Consider the following 16,939-nt stretch of genomic DNA (forward strand, 5'->3'; position numbering starts at 1 on the left):
GCCTACTTGTCCTTCGAATCGGAATCGGCAGCGGTGATCTCCGGCGCGTCGCCGGCCTTCGCCGCGGCCTCGGCGGCGGCGTCGCGGGCCGCGTCCTCCTCGGTGTAGTCGGGGACCTTGTACTCGTCGTCCTCGGTCTTGCCCAACGAGACGCCCTCGGCGCCCGATTCGCTGACGACGTCGCGGACGGCGAGCTTGTTCCAGGTGGTGACGACGCCGGGAGCGATCTCGACCTCCACGCTGTCACCACCGTCGTCGGCGACCACGGTGCCGAACAGTCCGCAGGTCAGCTGGATCCGCGCACCGGGCACCGCCTGATCGCGCAGTTCCTGCTGCGCCTGCTGGCGCTTCTTGTTGTTGCGGAAGCTGAGGAACATGAAGCCCGCGAGGAGGGCGAACATGATCAAGAGAAGAGGTCCATCCATGCGCTCTATAGTGCCAGGCGCGGACCCGACGGCGCGCCGTCGGGTCGGACCGGTCCCCGCACGTTACTCCTCCCGGGCGCCGCGGACCGGGTCATTCGTCGAACAGGGTTCCGCTGCCGTCTTCGCGCGCCCGGACCCCGAGCGTCCGGTCGATCGCGCCGTCGGGCGGCGTCAGACCCAGGTGATGCCACGCCGCCGCGGTGGCGACCCGACCGCGCGGCGTCCGGGCGATCATGCCCGCCCGGACCAGGAACGGCTCGCAGACCTCTTCGACGGTGGCCGGTTCCTCCCCGACCGCCACGGCCAGCGTCGAGACGCCCACCGGTCCCCCGCCGAATCCCCGGACCAGCGCGCCCAGCACGGCGCGGTCGAGTCGGTCCAGGCCGAGTTCGTCGACGTCGTACACCGCGAGCGCGGCGCGGGCGGCGGCGACGTCGACCCGGCCGTCGCCGCGCACCTCGGCGTAGTCGCGGACCCGGCGCAGCAGCCGGTTGGCGATCCGGGGCGTCCCGCGCGACCGGCCGGCCACCTCGACGGCGGCCTCCGCCTCGAGCGCGATGCCCAGGATCGACGCGGACCGGCGCAGCACCTCGACCAGTTCGGCGGTCTCGTAGAACTCCATGTGCGCGGTGAAGCCGAAGCGGTCGCGCAGCGGCCCGGTGAGGGCGCCGGACCGCGTCGTCGCGCCGACCAGGGTGAACGGGGCGACGTCCAGCGGGATCGAGGTGGCCCCGGGGCCCTTGCCGACGACGACGTCGACCCGGAAGTCCTCCATCGCCAGGTACAGCATCTCCTCGGCCGGCCGCGCGATCCGGTGGATCTCGTCGATGAAGAGCACGTCGCCCTCCACCAGGTTCGACAGCATCGCGGCCAGGTCGCCGGCGCGTTCGAGGGCCGGGCCGGAGGTGATCCGGATGGCCGCGCCCATCTCGGAGGCGATGATCATCGACAGCGACGTCTTGCCGAGCCCGGGCGGACCGGAGAGCAGGATGTGGTCGGGGGTGCGGCCGCGGTTGCGGGCGGCGTGCAGCACCAGTTCGAGTTGTTCGCGCACCTTGGCCTGGCCGATGAAGCCGTCCAGCGACTTCGGCCGCAGGCTCGCGTCCAGTTCGGAGTCGCCCGGCACCGCGTCCGGGGCGAGCAGTTCCTCGTCGGGGTACTCGGCGGTCATCGGCGGGGTCCGAGACCGGCCAGGGCCGCCCGCAGCGCGGCCTGAGAATCGGCGTCGGGCTGCGCCTCGAGCACTCTCGCGACGACCTGCTGCGCGGCGTTCTCGGTGAACCCGAGACCGACGAGGGCCTCGGCCACCTGGACGCCCACCCCGCTCGCGGCGGCGGGCGGCGCCCCGCCCGGCGCCCCCGCCGGTGCGGCGACCTTGTCGCGGAGTTCGACGACGAGCCGCTCGGCCACCCGCTTGCCGATGCCCGGCACCGCGGTGAGCGCCTTGCTGTCCGAATCGGCCAGCGCGCGACGCAGCCGGTCCGGTTCCAGGACGGCGAGGGTGGCCATCGCCAGGCGCGGGCCCACCCCGGTGACCGTCTGCAGCACCCCGAACAGCTCCCGCGCGTCGGGATCGGTGAACCCGTACAGGGTCATCGAGTCCTCGCGCACGATCATCGCCGTCATCAACCGGACGTGTTCGCCGCGCCGGAGCGTCGCCAGCGTCGGCGGCGTCGCCAGGACGCGGTAGCCCACCCCGGCGCACTCGACCACCGCGTGGTCGAGTGCGATGTCGAGGACCTCCCCGGAGACCGATGCGATCACTGGCCCACCACCTTCGTTCTCAGTGCCTCCTGCTCGGCGCGGGCCGCCGCCAGTCGACGACGATGCGCCTCCTGCGCGACCTTCGCCTTCGCCGCGGCGGCCTCCATGCGCTCGTTGACCGGGCCTCGCCAGCAGTGACAGACCGCCAGGGCCAGCGCGTCGGCGGCGTCGGCGGGTTTGGGCGCCTGCTGCATGCCGAGGATCCGGGTGATCATCAGGGTGACCTGGGCTTTGTCGGCGCGACCGGAACCGGTGACGGCGGCCTTGACCTCGCTGGGCGTGTGGAACCGGACCGGGATGTTCCGCCGGGCGGCGGCGAGCGCGACGACCCCGGCCGCCTGGGCGGTGCCCATCGCGGTGCTCACCTGCCGCTGGGCGAACACCCGCTCGATCGCGACCACGTCGGGCGCATGCGTGTCCATCCAGTGTTCGGCCCCGGTGTGGATCGCCATCAGCCGTTCGGGCAGCTCCATCGACGCCGGCGTGCGGATCACGTCGACGTCGAGCGCGGTGACCTTGCGGCCCGCGCCCGACTCGACCAGGGCGACGCCGCACCGGGTCAGCCCGGGATCGACTCCCATCACACGCACCGCGCCACCTCCCCGACCGTTACGAACAGTTGTTCGACATCCTAGCGCATTCGATGGCGTGCGGGGCGACCCTTCGACACGCCTCGTTCCTCGGCGGCTCAGGGAGCGGACCACAGCTCGTTCCCCGGCGGCCCGGAAAGCGGACTACAACTCACTCCTCGGCGGCCCGGAGAGCGGACTACAACTCGTTCCCCGGCGGCACGAGGAGCGGCCTGCGACCGTGCCCCCGAGCCGGACCGAGGCGTCAGCCGGAGCCGATCAGTCGTCTTCGAGCTCGGCGAGGACCTCGTCGCTGATGTCGACGTTGCTGTAGACGTTCTGGACGTCGTCGGAGTCCTCCAGCGCGTCGATCAGCTTCATCACCTTGCGGGCGCCGTCGGCGTCCACGGCCACCTCGACCGAGGCGCGGAAGTCGGGCTCGGCCGAGTCGTAGTCGATCCCGGCCTCCTGCAGCGCGGTGCGCACGGCCACCAGGTCGCCGGGCTCGGAGACCACCTCGAAGTTCTCGCCGAGGTCGTTGACCTCCTCGGCGCCGGCGTCGAGGACGGCCATCAGGACGTCGTCCTCGGTCTGCTCGCCCTTGGGCAGGGTCACCACGCCCTTGCGGGTGAACAGGTAGCTCACCGAACCCGGGTCGGCCATGTTGCCGCCGTTGCGGGTCATCGCGGTGCGCACCTCGGTGGCGGCGCGGTTGCGGTTGTCGGTGAGGCACTCGATCAGCAGGGCGACGCCGTTCGGGCCGTAGCCCTCGTAGGTGATGTTCTGCCAGTCGGCGCCACCGGCCTCCTCGCCGCCGCCGCGCTTGCGGGCGCGCTCGATGTTGTCGTTGGGCACCGACGACTTCTTCGCCTTCTGGATGGCGTCGTAGAGCGTCGGGTTGCCGGCCGGATCGCCGCCGCCGGTGCGGGCCGCGACCTCGATGTTCTTGATGAGCTTGGCGAACATCTTGCCGCGCTTGGCATCGATGGCGGCCTTCTTGTGCTTGGTGGTAGCCCATTTGGAGTGTCCACTCATGAGGCTGTCCCTTCCTTGACCATGTCGACGAAGTATTGATGGACCCGCAGGTCACCGGTGACCTCGGGATGGAACGACGTGGCCAGCACGTCGTTCTGCCGAACAGCGACGATACGCCCCGCGGCGGGGCCGCCGGGCACGGTGGCCAGGATCGTCGTGTCCGGACCGGCCGATTCGACCCACGGCGCGCGGATGAACACCGCGCGCAGCGGATCGGCGTCGGGCCGGTCGGTGATGCCCGCGAAGTCCAGATCGGCCTCGAAGGACTCGACCTGCCTGCCGAAGGCGTTGCGCCGGACGGTGACGTCCAGCGCGTCCAGATGCCGCGCGTCGTCCCGGGTGTCGAGGATCGTCGACGCCAGCAGGATCATGCCCGCGCACGACCCGTAGGCGGGCAGCCCGTCGGCCAGGGCCGCGCGCAACGGCTTGTAGAGCTCGAAGACGTCCAGGAGCCTGCTCATCGTCGTCGACTCCCCGCCCGGGATCACCAGGCCGTCGACGGAGCGGAGTTCCCGCTCCCGCCGGACCGGCACGGTCGTCACCCCGCACGCCGCCAGGGCGTCGGTGTGCTCGCGCACGTCGCCCTGCAGGGCCAGGACGCCGATGACCGTCACGAATCGGCCTGCTTCATGATCGAGACCTGATCGGCCGGGACGTTGGTGCGGGTGAGACCCTCCTGGGTCACCGCCGCCACCATGCGTCCGGATCGGTCGAACAGGCGCCCCTGGGTGAGCGAGCGGCCGCCGCCCGCCGACGGCGAGGTCTGGTCGTAGAGCAGCCAGTCGTCGGTGCGGAACGGGCGCAGGAACCACATCGCGTGGTCGAGGGAGGCGGTCTGGGCCTGGGTGCCCGGGTGCGGCACGGTCGCCGAGCTGAGCAGGGTCATGTCGCTCATGTAGGCCAGGGTGCAGACGTGCAGCAGCTGGTCGTCGGGCAGCGGGTCGCGGTAGCGGAACCAGACGCGCTGCTGGGCGGCGAGGGAGGGATGGAGTTCGAGCGACTCACGGGGCACCACGCGGACGTCGAACTTCTCCCACTCCTGGTAGAGCGAGCGCACCGCGGCGTCCGGGTGGTCCTTGCGGTCGGGCAGCTCCTCCGGGTCCACCGCGAGCGGCATGACGTCGTGGTGCTCGGGCCCCTCGTCGCCGGTGACGTGGAACGACGCCGACATCGAGAAGATCGCCTCGCCGTTCTGCACCCCGGTGACGCGCCGGGTCACGAACGACCGCCCGTCGCGGATCCGGTCCACCAGGAAGATCGCGGGCTGGTCGGACTTGCCCGGCCGCAGGAAGTACCCGTGCAGCGAATGGACGTCGAACCCGGAGCCGACGGTCTTGGTGGCGGCGACGAGCGCCTGGCCGGCGACCTGTCCGCCGAAGGTCCGGCGCAGCACGCTCGGGAAGACCCCGCCGCGATAGATGTCGTCGTCGATCCGTTCGATCGACAAGATCTCTTCAATACTCGGCACCCGCCGATTATCGCACCTCCCCGACCGCCGCCGAGGCGCCGGTACGTTGAAACCATGACGGCATACACCGACACTTCCCTGTCCACCGGTCTGCGCGGCGTCCTCGACGGACGCTGGGCGGCCACCCGCGACGAGGTCCGCCGACACATCGACGACGCCGGGCTGGTGCCGCGGGCCGGACTGAGCCTGCCCGAGTACCGCGCCCGGGTCCTCGAGCTGATGCGCGAGATGGTGCCGATGGGCTTCCCGGCCCAGGGGTTCTCCTCCGCCGACGGGCCCGGCGACCCGGGCGCGGCGGTGACGGCCATCGAGACGCTCGGCTACGGCGACCTCTCGCTGATGGTCAAGGCCGGCGTGCAGTGGGGGCTGTTCGGCGGGGCGATCGAGAACCTGGGCACCGCGCGCCACCACGAGGAGTACCGCCGGGGCCTGATCGACCTGGACGTGCTGGGCTGTTTCGCGATGACCGAGACCGGCCACGGCTCCAACGTCCAGGCCCTGGAGACCACCGCCACCTACCTGCCCGAGACCGAGGAGTTCGAGATCCACTCGCCGACGCCGTCGTCGCGCAAGGACTACATCGGCGGCGCGGCCGAGCACGCCCGCTACGCCGCGGTGTTCGCGCAGCTGGTCACCGCCGGTCCGGGCGAGGAGCCGCACAGCCGCGGCGTGCACTGCTTCGTGGTCCCGCTGCGCGACGCCGACGGCGCCGATCTGCCGGGTGTGGTCACCTCCGACTGCGGCTACAAGGGCGGTCTGCCCGGCGTCGACAACGGCCGGATCGCCTTCGACCGGGTCCGGGTGCCGCGGACCGCGCTGCTCGACCGGTACGCCGGCGTCGCCGCCGACGGCACCTACTCCAGCCCGATCGAGTCGGACAACCGTCGTTTCTTCACCATGCTCGGCACGCTGATCCGCGGCCGCGTGACGGTCGGCGCCGCCGGTGGCGCGGCCGGGCGCCTGGCCCTCACCCTGGCCGTGAAGTACGCCCTGCATCGCCGCCAGTTCTCCGGCCCCGGCGACGGCGGCGAACTGCTGCTCCTGGACTACCGCACGCATCAGCGGCGCCTGCTGCCGCTGGTCGCCCGGGCCTACGCGTTCGCGCTCGCCCAGAACGAGGTGGTCGAGGAACTCCACGAGATCCAGACCCGGGACCCCGACGACGTCGACCCGGGCGTCCTCCGACGGCTGGAGGCCAAGGCCGCAGGCATCAAGTCCGGCCACACCGCGCTCGCCTCGCGCGCCGCGATCGAGGCCCGCACCGCGTGCGGCGGCGCCGGATACCTGGCCGAGAACCGGCTCTCCCTGATCCGCGACGACCTCGACGTCTTCACCACCTTCGAGGGCGACAACCTGGTGATGGCTCAGCTCGCCGCCAAGCAGCTGCTCACCGACTACGCCGCCGAGGTCGACGGCCTGGACGCCGGCGGCTGGGTGCGTTTCGTCGCCGGGATGGCCCGCGAGGTGACCGCCGAGAAGACCGGTATCCGCCAGCTCGTCCAGACCCTGCTCGACGACTCCGACGAGACCCCCGGCAAGAGCGCACTGACCCGCCCGGACACCCAGCTCGCCCTGTTCCGGGGCCGCGAGGACCATCTGGTGCGGACCGCGGCGGCCCGGATGCGGCGGGCCGCCGACGACGACGTGGACGCCTTCGAGGTGTTCGCCTCCACGCAGGACCACCTGGTCAAGGCCGGGGAGGCGCACATCGAGCGCATCGTGCTGGAGAGCATGCAGAACGCGATCGTCCGGCTCGACGCCGGGTCACCGGTGCGCGCGGCCCTGGAGGACGTGCGCGATCTGTTCGTCTACTCCGCGCTCGAAGCCGACCTGGGCTGGTTCCTGATGCACCGCTTCGTGTCGGTGGAACGCGCCAAGGCGATCCGCCGCGGCGTGAACGAGCTCTGCGGCCGGGTGCGGCCGATCGCCGGCGATCTGGTGGACGCCTTCGGGATCCCCGCCGTCGCCCTCGACGTCCCCATGCTCACCGACGCCTCGTCGACGGTGTGACCGCCGGGTGAGGAGCCCCGTCGGCTCCCCCACCGACGGAGACCGGCCCGCACACCGGGAACGGTGTGCGGGCCGGTCGAGCGGTTCGCTGCGTCGGGTCCGCCGGTCAGCGGGACCCGACGTCACTCGTCGGAGCCGGGCTCCTCGGCGTCGGTCGTCTCCGCCTCGGCGGCCTCGGCATCGGCGGCTTCGGCATCGGCGGACGCGCGGGCGCGCACCAGGACGACGGTGACGTTGTCGTGTCCCCCGGACTCCAGCGCGCATTCGACGAGCGCCTGCGTGGCCGACTCCAGGTCGGGTGAGGCCGAGAACACCGCGGAGATCTCGGTGTCGGTCAGTTCGCCGTTGAGGCCGTCCGAGCACAGCAGCACGGTGTCGCCCGGCACCACCGGGAACGCGTAGAAGTCGGCCTGCGGCATCGTCATGCCCGCGCCGAGGGCACGGGTGATGACGTTGCGGCGCGGATCGACGCGCGCCTGCTCCGGCGTGAGGAAGCCGCTGTCGACCAGTTCCTGCACCTGGGAGTGGTCCACGCTCACCGCATGGAGCGTGCCGCCGCTGATCAGGTAGGTGCGCGAATCGCCGATGTTGAAGGCCACCCAGTGCGGCTTCCCGCCGTCGACGGCCAGCACGACGCCGGTCGCGGTGGTGCCGGCCCGGCGAGCGGAATCGCCCTCCAACGCACCGATCCGCTCCTGCGCCTCCACCAGCAGACCCTCCAGCGCACCGGAGGTCTGGGCCAGCGTGGCGCCGACCGGGGCGTCGGCGAGCGTCTCCAGCGCCGCCTCGCTGGCCAGTTCACCGCTCTCGTGACCGCCCATGCCGTCGGCGAGCAGGTAGCGGCCGGGCAGGGCGAGCGCGGCGTCCTCGTTGGCCGCGCGCACCTTGCCCACATGACACGCGACGGCCCACTCCATGGTCAGGCCCTCGACGTCGTCGCTGCCCGAAACCCGGGTGTCTCGCAGAATCACCGTCTCGCTCATATGTGCCTCTCCTCGCCGCCGGCGGTCACCAGCCGCGTTCTGCCAGACGATGCGGCTGCGGGATCTCGTCGACGTTGATGCCGACCATCGCCTCACCGAGCCCGCGCGAGACCTCGGCCAGCACGTCGGGGTCGTCGTGGAAGGTGGTCGCCTTGACGATCGCAGCGGCACGCTGTGCCGGATTACCCGACTTGAAGATACCCGAACCGACGAACACGCCCTCGGCACCGAGCTGCATCATCATCGCCGCGTCGGCCGGGGTGGCGATGCCGCCCGCGGTGAACAGGGTCACCGGCAGCTTGCCCTCGCGGGCCACCTCGACGACGAGGTCGTACGGGGCCTGCAGCTCCTTGGCCGCCACGTAGAGCTCGTCCTCCGGGAGCGAACCGAGCCAACGGATCTGGTCGCGCAGCTTGCGCATGTGGGTGGTGGCGTTGGAGACGTCGCCGGTGCCGGCCTCGCCCTTGGAGCGGATCATCGCCGCGCCCTCGGTGATCCGGCGGAGCGCCTCACCCAGATTCGTGGCACCGCAGACGAAGGGCACCGTGAAGGCGAACTTGTCGATGTGGTTGCTGTAGTCGGCCGGGGTGAGCACCTCGGACTCGTCGATGTAGTCGACGCCGAGGCTCTGCAGGATCTGCGCCTCGACGAAGTGTCCGATACGGGCCTTGGCCATGACGGGGATCGAGACGGCCTCGATGATGCCGTCGATCATGTCCGGGTCGCTCATCCGGGAGACGCCGCCCTGGGCCCGGATGTCGGCCGGGACGCGCTCGAGCGCCATGACGGCCACGGCGCCCGAGTCCTCGGCGATCTTGGCCTGCTCGGGCGTGACCACATCCATGATCACGCCGCCCTTGAGCATCTCGGCCATTCCGCGCTTGACGCGCGCCGTGCCTGTGGTCGGAATGTTCGTGGACTCGTTGGTCACTCGGTAGCTCCTGGTGTGTCGATTCGACGGCTCTGCGCCGCGTGGATTGCCCGTCCGCTCCCCGCTGGGACCTTCATCCCCGGTACGCGAACGTGACCAGTATTCCCGATCCGTTCCGGATCGGGTCCAGGTGGGTCAGTCCTGGCTCACTCGTTCACTGATCTCGAAGTAGTCCGGCAGGGGCGCGTGGCCGCCCAGCCGCAACCAGCGGACCATCCGCCGCGAACCCAGAGTCCGGGCGTCGCGGACCGAGTCGTTGTAGAAGCGTCGCGCGATGCTGATCCGGGCCTGCGCGTCGGCCAGTTCCGCGGTGAGCGCCGCGGGCCGGTCGGCGGGGTCGCTCTGGGCGAGCACGGTCGCCAGGTGGTTCTCAGCGAGTTCACGCTCTCCCGGGAGCGCGTCCTCGGCGGCGATCGCGGCCGAGGTGAGACGGCCGGCGAACGCGGGATCGCTCGCCGAGGCGGCGATCGCCCGGGCCACCACGGCACGACGGTCCAGCGCCGCCACCAGCGACGTCCTCGACAGATCCACCCGGACGTTCAGGCGGTGCAGGCGGGTGGCCCGGGTGGCGGCGAGGGTCGCCGGCCACAGCAGTGCGATGAGGACGAGGACGATCAGGACGACGACGGCGACCTCTGCGGGAACGGTCATCAGTCGGACACCACGACCGGATCGGCCCCCAGCGTCACGGTCTCGTAGACCTTCAGGATCTGGTCGGCGACCCGCGACCAGTCGTACCGGTCGGCGCGCAGACGCCCGCGCGCGACCAGTTCGGTGCGGGCCAGATCGTCGTCGAGCAGTTCGATCACCGCATCGGAGAGCGCACCGGGCGAGCCGGTCTCCACCAGCCGGCCCGCGGCGCCGTCGTCGAGCACCCGGGCGAAGGCGACGAGGTCGCTGGCGACCACCGCGGCGCCGGCGGCCATGGCCTCGACCAGCACGATGCCGAAGCTCTCGCCGCCCAGATTGGGGGCGATGTAGACGTCGGCGCTGCGCAGGGCACGGGCCTTGGTCTCGTCGTCGACCATACCGAGGAACGTCAGGTGCCGCGCCAGATCGCCGGCCCGGCGGCGCAGCGCGGCCTCGTTGCCGCCGCCGACCACCAGCACCGTCAGGTCGGGATACCGTTCGACGATGCGCGGCAGCGCCCGCATCAGGATGTCGATGCCCTTGCGCGGCTCGTCGAAGCGACCGAGGAAGACCAGCGTGCGCCCCTCGCGGGGGAACCCCTCGAGCGGCTCGACGCGGGCGAACTGGTCCACGTTGATGCCGTTGGGGATCTCCACGGCGTCGTTCCCGAGCGATTCCATCTGCCAGCGCCGGGCCAGCTCGGAGACGGCGATCTTGCCGGTGATCCGCTCCCGGTACTGGCGCAGCATGCCGTCGAAGGTCGCGAGCCACAGCGATCTGGTGGTGGCGGTATGAAAGGTGGTGACGATCGGGCCGGTGGCGACCATCAGCGAGAGCAGCGACAGACTCGGCGCGTTCGGTTCGTGGATGTGGAGCACGTCGAACTCGTGGTCGGCGATCCAGCGCCGCACCCGACGCAGGCCCTTCGGCGAGAAGTTCACCCGCGAGACCGAGCCGTTGTACGGGATGGCCAGTGCTCTTCCCGCGGAGTCGACGTAGTCGGCGAGGTCGGTCTCCGGGGCCGCCGGGGCCAGCACCCGCACCTGGTGGCCGCGGCGCAGGAACACCTCGGCCAGTTCGATCACGTGGGCCTGGACGCCGCCGGGGACGTCGAACGAGTACGGGCAGACCATGCCGATCTTCACGACAGGCTCTCCCGCCGCCGATCGGACCAGTCCGCCTCCCACAGCGGCTGCAGCATGTGCCAGTCGGCCGGGGCGGTCGCGATGCCCGTCTCGAACGCCGACGCGACGCGCTGGGTGGTGGCCGCCACGTCGTCGACGTCGACCTCGGCGACCCGGATGAGCGACGTGTCCGGTCCGGTGTAGCTGTGGTGAATCGCCAGCAGGCGGGCGCCGGTCTCGATCGCCAGTTTCGCCGGGCCCGCGGGCATCCGGGTCGGTTCGCCGAAGAAGGTCACCGGGACGCCGTGCCGGGACAGGTCGCGGTCGCCGAGCAGGCAGACCATGCCGCCGGCGCGCAGGCGCTGCGCGAGCGCGTCGAACGGCGGCTGCTCACCGCCGGTGAGGGGGAACACCTCGAAACCGAGCGATTCGCGGTATTCGACGAACCGATCGAACAGCGACTCCGGCTGCAGACGTTCCGCGACGGTCGCGAACCGCCCGTAGTGGGCGACGAGCCAGACCCCGCAGGTGTCCCAGTTCCCCGAGTGCGGCAGGGCGAAGACGACGCCCCGGCCGGAGTCGACGCAGTCGGCGACCAGTTCGCGGCCGCCGGGCGAGAACGACGTGTTCGCGACGATCCGCGCCGGATCGGTGGTCGGGAGCCGGAAGGCCTCGCGCCAGTACCGCGCGTACGACCGCATCGCCTCGGCGACGAGCCGATCGGGCACGCCCTCGGGCGTGGTGCCGAGCACCCGCGCCAGATTCGCGCGGAGCTGCCGCGGCCCGCCGTCGCGCCGGCCGACGAGCTCGCCCGCGCCGTCGAAGAGGGTCCGGGCGACGCGTTCGGGAGCGAAGCGCACCGCCGCCCAGCCCGCGCGGTAGCCCAGATCCGCCGCCGTCTCCTGCCAGCGCGCCATGTGATCAGTCCTCGTCGTCGTTCGCCGGTGCCGCGGCGATCGGGATCAGGTCCCGGGCGCCCGGCGAGGTGTAGATGGACCACATCCGCTGGCAGACGGTGAAGACGCTGAGCACCGCCAGCGCCCACATCGCCACGTGGATCGACCACCACCAGTGCAGTCCGGGGAACGTGGTGAATCCGGCGCCGACCAGCACGATGATCAGCCGTTCGGGCCGCTCGATGAGGCCGCCGTCGCCCTGCAGACCGGCCGCCTCCGCGCGCGCCTTGGCGTACGAGATCACCTGCGAGGTGACCAGGCAGATCAGCGTGGCGATCAGCAGCAGACCGTGCGGGCGCTGCACCGCGGCCCAGTAGGCCAGGGCGCCGAAGATCGCGCCGTCGGCGATGCGGTCGCAGGTGGCGTCGAGCACCGAGCCGAAGCGGGTGCCGCCGCCGCGCTGGCGGGCCATCGCACCGTCGACCATGTCGAACATCACGAAGGCCCAGCACACCAGCGCACCGGCGAACAGGTGACCCTGCGAGAACAGTCCGATCGCGGCGGCCACCGTGGCGACGGTGCCCACGATCGTCATCAGATCCGGGGTGAGACCGAGCTTCAGCAGGAACCGGCCGAGCGGGTTGGTCACGGTGGAGACCAGTTCGCGGCCCTTGAAACTGATCACCGCGCCCCCTCCGAGGAGTCCCACGCCGCGGCCAGGAGTTCCCGCGTGTCCTTGAGCAGCTGCGGGATCACCTTGGTGCCGCCGACGACGGTGATGAAGTTCGCGTCCCCGGTCCAGCGCGGCACGATGTGCTGGTGCAGGTGTTCGCTGAGCGAACCGCCGCCGGCCGAACCGAGGTTCAGTCCGACGTTGAACGCGTCCGGGTGCGAGACCGACTTGATCACCCGGATCATCCGCTGCGTGAACGCCATCAGCTCGGCCGACTCGGCCGGGGTCAGATCCTCCAGCGCCGCGACCTGACGGTACGGCACCACCATCGTGTGCCCGGGGTTGTACGGGTACAGGTTCAGTACCGCGTACACCTGTTCGCCGCGGGCGACGATGAGGCCGTCCTCGTCGGTCATCCGGGGGATGTCGAGGAAGGGGTGACCGGTCAGCTCCCCGCCGTCGGAGGCGGTGCTGGGCTGTTCGGACGTGATGTAGCTCATCCGGTGCGGCGTCCACAGCCGCTGGAGCTGATCGGCGGGGCTCATCGGCGTTTCCGCGCGGCTTCGAGCACGACCTTCATGGTCTCGGCGGTCGGCGAGTCGTTGCGGCGCGACTCCTCCCACTCGTCGATCGCCACGACGGCGTCGTCGACCGGCACGCCGTTGAGCTGGGTGCCGTCGCGGAACCGGAAGCTCACCGCCGCGGCCTCGACGTCGCGTTCACCGGCCAGCAGCATGAACGGCACCTTGGCGGTGGTGTGGTTGCGGATCTTCTTCTGCATGCGGTCGTCGGAGTGGTCCACCTCGGCGCGCACCCGGCGGCCCTTGAGACGGTTGATCACCGTCTGCAGGTGCGGGGCGAAGGCCTCGGCGACCGGGATGCCGACCACCTGCACCGGGGAGAGCCAGACCGGGAAGGCGCCGGCGTAGTGCTCGGTGAGCACGCCGAAGAACCGCTCGATGGAACCGAAGAGGGCGCGGTGGATCATCACCGGGCGCTTCTTGGTGCCGTCGGAGGCGGTGTACTCCAGGTCGAAGCGCTCGGGCAGGTTGAAGTCGAGCTGGATCGTCGACATCTGCCAGGTGCGGCCGAGCGCGTCCTTGGCCTGGACCGAGATCTTGGGGCCGTAGAACGCGGCGCCCTCGGGGTCGGGGATCAGCTCCAGGCCGGAGGCCTCGCCGACGCGGCGCAGCGTCTCGGTGGCCTCGTCCCAGACCTCGTCGGTGCCGACGTACTTCACCGGGTCCTTGGTGGAGAGCTCCAGGTAGAAGTCGTCGAGGCCGTAGTCCTTGAGCAGCTGCAGCACGAACTGGAGCGTGGTGGTGAGCTCCTCGTCGATCTGCTCCTGGGTGCAGAAGATGTGCGCGTCGTCCTGGGTGAAGCCGCGGGCGCGGGTGAGGCCGTGCACCACGCCGGACTTCTCGTAGCGGTACACCGAACCGAACTCGAACAGCCGCAGCGGCAGTTCGCGGTAGCTGCGGCCGCGCGAAGCGTAGATGAGGTTGTGCATCGGGCAGTTCATCGGCTTGACGTAGTAGTCCTGGCCGGGTTTGCGCACGGTGCCGTCGTCGTTGTACTCCGCGTCCAGGTGCATGGGCGGGAACATGCCCTCGGCGTACCAGTCGAGGTGACCGGAGACCTCGAACAGGTGCCCCTTGGTCACGTGCGGGGTGTTGACGAACTCGTAGCCCGCGGCGGCGTGCTGCTCGCGCGAGTAGTCCTCCATCTCGCGGCGGATGATGCCGCCCTTGGGGTGGAAGACCGGCAGTCCCGAGCCGAGTTCGTCGGGGAAGCTGAACAGGTCCAGCTCGCTGCCCAGCCGGCGGTGGTCGCGTTTCTCGGCCTCGGCCAGCCGGTCGAGGTACAGGTCCATCGCCTCGGTCGACTCCCAGGCGGTGCCGTACACGCGCTGCAGGTCGGCCAGGCTCTGATCGCCGCGCCAGTAGGCGGCCGAGCTGCGGGTCAGCTTGAACGCCGGGATGTACTTGGTGGTCGGGACGTGCGGTCCGCGGCAGAGATCGCCCCACACGCGGTCGCCGGTGCGCGGGTTGAGGTTGTCGTAGGCGGTGAGCTCTCCCCCGCCGACCTCCATGACCTCGTCGTCGTCGGCGGCGCCCTTGTCGTCGATCAGTTCGAGCTTGAACGGCTCGCCGGCCAGTTCCTCCCGGGCGGCGTCCTTCGACCCGTACACCCGGCGCGAGAACCGCTGACCGGACTTGATGATCTGCTTCATCTTCTTCTCGAGGGCCTTGAGGTCCTCGGGGGTGAACGGGTCGTCCACCTGGAAGTCGTAGTAGAAGCCGTCGGTGATGGGCGGGCCGATGCCGAGCTTGGCGGTCGGGTTCAGGCTCTGCACCGCCTGCGCGAGGACGTGTGCGGCCGAGTGGCGGATCACGCTGCGACCGGCCTCGGAGTCGGCGGGCACCGGCGACACCTCGGTGTCGGCGGCCGGCGCCCACGAGAGATCACGCAGGGTGCCGTCGGCTTCGGCGACGACGACGATCGCCTGCGGACCCCTGTTCGGCAGATCGAGCTCGCGCATCGCCTCGCCCGCGGTAGTGCCTGCCGGTACCCGGAAGGATTCCGGCAGGGCGACTCGTTCGGGGGCTTGGTCGGACACGGTGCGGACTCCTCGGTGACGTTCGGTGACGAATTCGGTTCAGCGCGCCGTCTCCGCGACGGTGACGGCGTTCGCGTTGAATCGTATCGGGTCGGCGCCCCGGGTCCACCACAGCGTGACCGCGAGAGTCGTCAGAAACACGATCAGGTAGTCCGCGGAGGCGAACAACGACCCGGCCCACTCCCATCCGCGCGGATCCGGGTGCCACAGGAGGCGGAACAGGCCGAACTGCCACCAGGTGACGCCGCTCGGCTCGGTGCGCAGGCTCGGCCACACCACCGCCGCGACGAACACGCCGGTCGCGACGAGCCAGGTGAACCAGGTCCGCGGCCGGGCGCGCTGCACGGCATCGCTCGCACGCACCAGCACGATCAGGAACAGCGGCACCATCCACACCCAGTGATGCCCCCACGAGAACGGGGCCACGGCGCACGAGGTGAGACCGGCCAGCGTCACGGCGAGCATCGTCGCCCCGGCCCGATGCGCCCGCCACACCGCGTACAGGGCGAGCAGCGCGAGGGCGGTGCCCACCGGAAGCCAGAGCCAGCCGGGTGCGTGCCAGAGACCCAGGACGCCGAGCCGGACCAGGAACCCGTTGAGTGACTGGTTCGCGACCGCGTCGACCGGCCCGATCCGCGAGGTGTCCTGCAGGGTGGCGGTCCAGTACTCCCAGGCCTGCCCGCGCAGCACCGCGAGCCCGACCAGGATCGTCCCGGCGAAGGTCGCGACCGCGACCGCCACCGCCCGCCACTGCCGGGTGGCGACGAGATGGCAGCAGAAGAACAACGGCGTCAGTTTGATCCCGGCGGCCAGTCCGACCCCGATCCCCCGCCACCGGCCGAGCGGCAGCGTCAGACAGCCGACCACCAGGACCGCGATGATCAGGTTGATCTGCCCGTTCCACAGCGTGGTCCGCACCGGTTCCAGGAGGGTCGCGGCCAGCGATGCCGAGGCGGTCGCGAACCAGAAGCGCCCGTCGCGCCGGAAACCGAGCGCGCGCAGGGTCATCGCCACCAGCAGGATCAGGCACACCACGCTGATCGACTTCACGACGACGACCGCGGCCACCGACCCGATCAGCCCCAGCGGGACCATCAGGATCGCCGCGAACGGCGTGTACGTGAACTGCCAGATCTTGTAGACCGGGCCGTCGTACAGGGGGCCGTGGCCGAGGACCGCACGTCCGCCGCCGCGGTACACCCGGGCGTCGACGCCGTTGCCCCAGATCCCGTAGACCTCCCAGAAGGGCCAGAACGCGAGCTGCCAGATCAGCGCCGCCAGGGCGAGCGCTCCGAGCACGCCGAGCACCGGGCCCGGGATCGTGCGCCTCGGCGGATCCCCGGGTACGACGGTGCTCGAACGCACGTCGGGACCCTCGTGCGTGACTGGACCGGCCTCCATCCTCACGGAGGCGACGCTACGCCGTCGCGCCGCGGGCGCGACGAGGGCGCGCGGGCGGGTCCGGAATGCGTCGTACACGAGCAGTCCGCGGATTCACCGATGCGCCCGACCCCTTGGAACCGCCGATGCATCCGGGGGTCGTCGTACCCCCGACTTACACTGGGCGCCATGGTGATGGCCGACAGAGACGGTGTGCGGAGTTCGACGGGCGCGGACGCCTTCTTCACGATGACCGGGCTCACCGAGACGGTGCTCAACGGGCTGCTCCGGGTGCCGTTCCGCAGACCGTGGGCGGGGCCGTCGGGACTGCTCGACAACATCGGTCACACGATCACCCGCCAGGCCGCCCGCACCGTGGCCGGCTACTCGCTGGGGCTGCCGATCGAGGACTTCCGCGCGATGGAGCGGAC

General features: G+C 71.0%; 17 protein-coding genes. 1 reads left to right on the forward strand and 16 read right to left on the reverse strand.

Annotation, left to right across the window (positions count from 1 at the left end):
- Positions 1 to 2: 2 nt before the first annotated feature.
- The 7 genes from yajC to QM809_RS14545 form a co-directional block, all read right to left on the reverse strand.
- Positions 3 to 425, reverse strand: a complete 423-nt coding sequence (gene yajC / locus QM809_RS14515) for a preprotein translocase subunit YajC (protein WP_415046442.1) — start codon at positions 423 to 425, stop codon at positions 3 to 5.
- Between the two features lie 91 nt (positions 426 to 516).
- Positions 517 to 1,596 (reverse strand): Holliday junction branch migration DNA helicase RuvB, encoded by a 1,080-nt coding sequence (gene ruvB / locus QM809_RS14520; protein WP_415046443.1) that lies wholly within the window; start codon positions 1,594 to 1,596, stop codon positions 517 to 519.
- A complete protein-coding gene (ruvA, locus tag QM809_RS14525; RefSeq protein WP_415046444.1) occupies positions 1,593 to 2,189 on the reverse strand; it encodes a Holliday junction branch migration protein RuvA in 597 nt (198 codons plus the stop codon). The genes ruvB and ruvA overlap by 4 nt, the downstream gene beginning before the upstream one ends.
- Positions 2,186 to 2,779 carry a crossover junction endodeoxyribonuclease RuvC gene (gene ruvC, locus QM809_RS14530; protein ID WP_415046445.1) on the reverse strand — a complete coding sequence of 198 codons (594 nt, stop codon included), beginning with the start codon at positions 2,777 to 2,779 and terminating at the stop codon, positions 2,186 to 2,188. The genes ruvA and ruvC overlap by 4 nt, the downstream gene beginning before the upstream one ends.
- Positions 2,780 to 3,037: 258 nt before the next feature.
- Positions 3,038 to 3,793, reverse strand: coding sequence for a YebC/PmpR family DNA-binding transcriptional regulator (locus QM809_RS14535; protein ID WP_415046446.1), 756 nt, complete (start codon positions 3,791 to 3,793; stop codon positions 3,038 to 3,040).
- Entirely contained in the window at positions 3,790 to 4,407 is a 618-nt protein-coding gene (gene pdxT, locus QM809_RS14540) for a pyridoxal 5'-phosphate synthase glutaminase subunit PdxT (RefSeq protein WP_415046447.1), read from the reverse strand. The genes QM809_RS14535 and pdxT overlap by 4 nt, the downstream gene beginning before the upstream one ends.
- Positions 4,404 to 5,261 (reverse strand): acyl-CoA thioesterase, encoded by an 858-nt coding sequence (locus QM809_RS14545; protein WP_415046448.1) that lies wholly within the window; start codon positions 5,259 to 5,261, stop codon positions 4,404 to 4,406. The genes pdxT and QM809_RS14545 overlap by 4 nt, the downstream gene beginning before the upstream one ends.
- Positions 5,262 to 5,315: 54 nt before the next feature.
- Between QM809_RS14545 and QM809_RS14550 the strand changes: the two genes are divergently transcribed.
- Positions 5,316 to 7,271, forward strand: a complete 1,956-nt coding sequence (locus tag QM809_RS14550) for an acyl-CoA dehydrogenase (protein WP_415046449.1) — start codon at positions 5,316 to 5,318, stop codon at positions 7,269 to 7,271.
- Between the two features lie 122 nt (positions 7,272 to 7,393).
- Here QM809_RS14550 and QM809_RS14555 read toward each other — a convergent pair whose 3' ends face one another.
- The 9 genes from QM809_RS14555 to QM809_RS14595 all read right to left on the reverse strand — a co-directional run bounded on the left by QM809_RS14555 (position 7,394) and on the right by QM809_RS14595 (position 16,493).
- A complete protein-coding gene (locus QM809_RS14555) occupies positions 7,394 to 8,254 on the reverse strand; it encodes a PP2C family protein-serine/threonine phosphatase (protein ID WP_415046450.1) in 861 nt (286 codons plus the stop codon).
- A gap of 25 nt (positions 8,255 to 8,279) precedes the next feature.
- Entirely contained in the window at positions 8,280 to 9,185 is a 906-nt protein-coding gene (gene pdxS / locus QM809_RS14560) for a pyridoxal 5'-phosphate synthase lyase subunit PdxS (RefSeq protein WP_415046451.1), read from the reverse strand.
- A 135-nt stretch (positions 9,186 to 9,320) separates the two neighbouring features.
- A complete protein-coding gene (locus tag QM809_RS14565) occupies positions 9,321 to 9,836 on the reverse strand; it encodes an NUDIX hydrolase (protein ID WP_415046452.1) in 516 nt (171 codons plus the stop codon).
- Complete coding sequence (locus QM809_RS14570; protein ID WP_415046453.1) at positions 9,836 to 10,960, reverse strand: glycosyltransferase family 4 protein; 1,125 nt, start codon at positions 10,958 to 10,960, stop codon at positions 9,836 to 9,838. Before QM809_RS14570 ends, QM809_RS14565 begins: the two co-directional genes overlap by 1 nt.
- Positions 10,957 to 11,856, reverse strand: a complete 900-nt coding sequence (locus QM809_RS14575) for a phosphatidylinositol mannoside acyltransferase (protein WP_415046454.1) — start codon at positions 11,854 to 11,856, stop codon at positions 10,957 to 10,959. Before QM809_RS14575 ends, QM809_RS14570 begins: the two co-directional genes overlap by 4 nt.
- A gap of 4 nt (positions 11,857 to 11,860) precedes the next feature.
- Positions 11,861 to 12,520 carry a phosphatidylinositol phosphate synthase gene (gene pgsA / locus QM809_RS14580; RefSeq protein ID WP_415046455.1) on the reverse strand — a complete coding sequence of 220 codons (660 nt, stop codon included), beginning with the start codon at positions 12,518 to 12,520 and terminating at the stop codon, positions 11,861 to 11,863.
- On the reverse strand, positions 12,517 to 13,053 hold the full coding sequence (locus QM809_RS14585) for an HIT family protein (RefSeq protein WP_415046456.1): 537 nt from the start codon (positions 13,051 to 13,053) through the stop codon (positions 12,517 to 12,519). The genes pgsA and QM809_RS14585 overlap by 4 nt, the downstream gene beginning before the upstream one ends.
- A complete protein-coding gene (gene thrS, locus QM809_RS14590; protein ID WP_415046457.1) occupies positions 13,050 to 15,128 on the reverse strand; it encodes a threonine--tRNA ligase in 2,079 nt (692 codons plus the stop codon). The genes QM809_RS14585 and thrS overlap by 4 nt, the downstream gene beginning before the upstream one ends.
- A gap of 39 nt (positions 15,129 to 15,167) precedes the next feature.
- Positions 15,168 to 16,493, reverse strand: a complete 1,326-nt coding sequence (locus tag QM809_RS14595; protein ID WP_415046458.1) for a glycosyltransferase 87 family protein — start codon at positions 16,491 to 16,493, stop codon at positions 15,168 to 15,170.
- Between the last annotated feature and the right edge of the window lie 446 nt (positions 16,494 to 16,939).

The organism is Gordonia sp. (in: high G+C Gram-positive bacteria) (assembly GCF_047600385.1).
GTDB lineage: Bacteria > Actinomycetota > Actinomycetes > Mycobacteriales > Mycobacteriaceae > Gordonia.

Coding starts and splice junctions, on each gene's coding strand:
- QM809_RS14585 (WP_415046456.1), bottom strand. CDS start 13,053: ATGAGCCCCGCCGATCAGCTCCAGCGGCTGTGGACGCCGCACCGGATG.
- QM809_RS14555 (WP_415046450.1), bottom strand. CDS start 8,254: ATGAGCGAGACGGTGATTCTGCGAGACACCCGGGTTTCGGGCAGCGAC.
- ruvB (WP_415046443.1), bottom strand. CDS start 1,596: ATGACCGCCGAGTACCCCGACGAGGAACTGCTCGCCCCGGACGCGGTG.
- QM809_RS14535 (WP_415046446.1), bottom strand. CDS start 3,793: ATGAGTGGACACTCCAAATGGGCTACCACCAAGCACAAGAAGGCCGCC.
- QM809_RS14550 (WP_415046449.1), top strand. CDS start 5,316: ATGACGGCATACACCGACACTTCCCTGTCCACCGGTCTGCGCGGCGTC.
- QM809_RS14575 (WP_415046454.1), bottom strand. CDS start 11,856: ATGGCGCGCTGGCAGGAGACGGCGGCGGATCTGGGCTACCGCGCGGGC.
- yajC (WP_415046442.1), bottom strand. CDS start 425: ATGGATGGACCTCTTCTCTTGATCATGTTCGCCCTCCTCGCGGGCTTC.
- QM809_RS14565 (WP_415046452.1), bottom strand. CDS start 9,836: ATGACCGTTCCCGCAGAGGTCGCCGTCGTCGTCCTGATCGTCCTCGTC.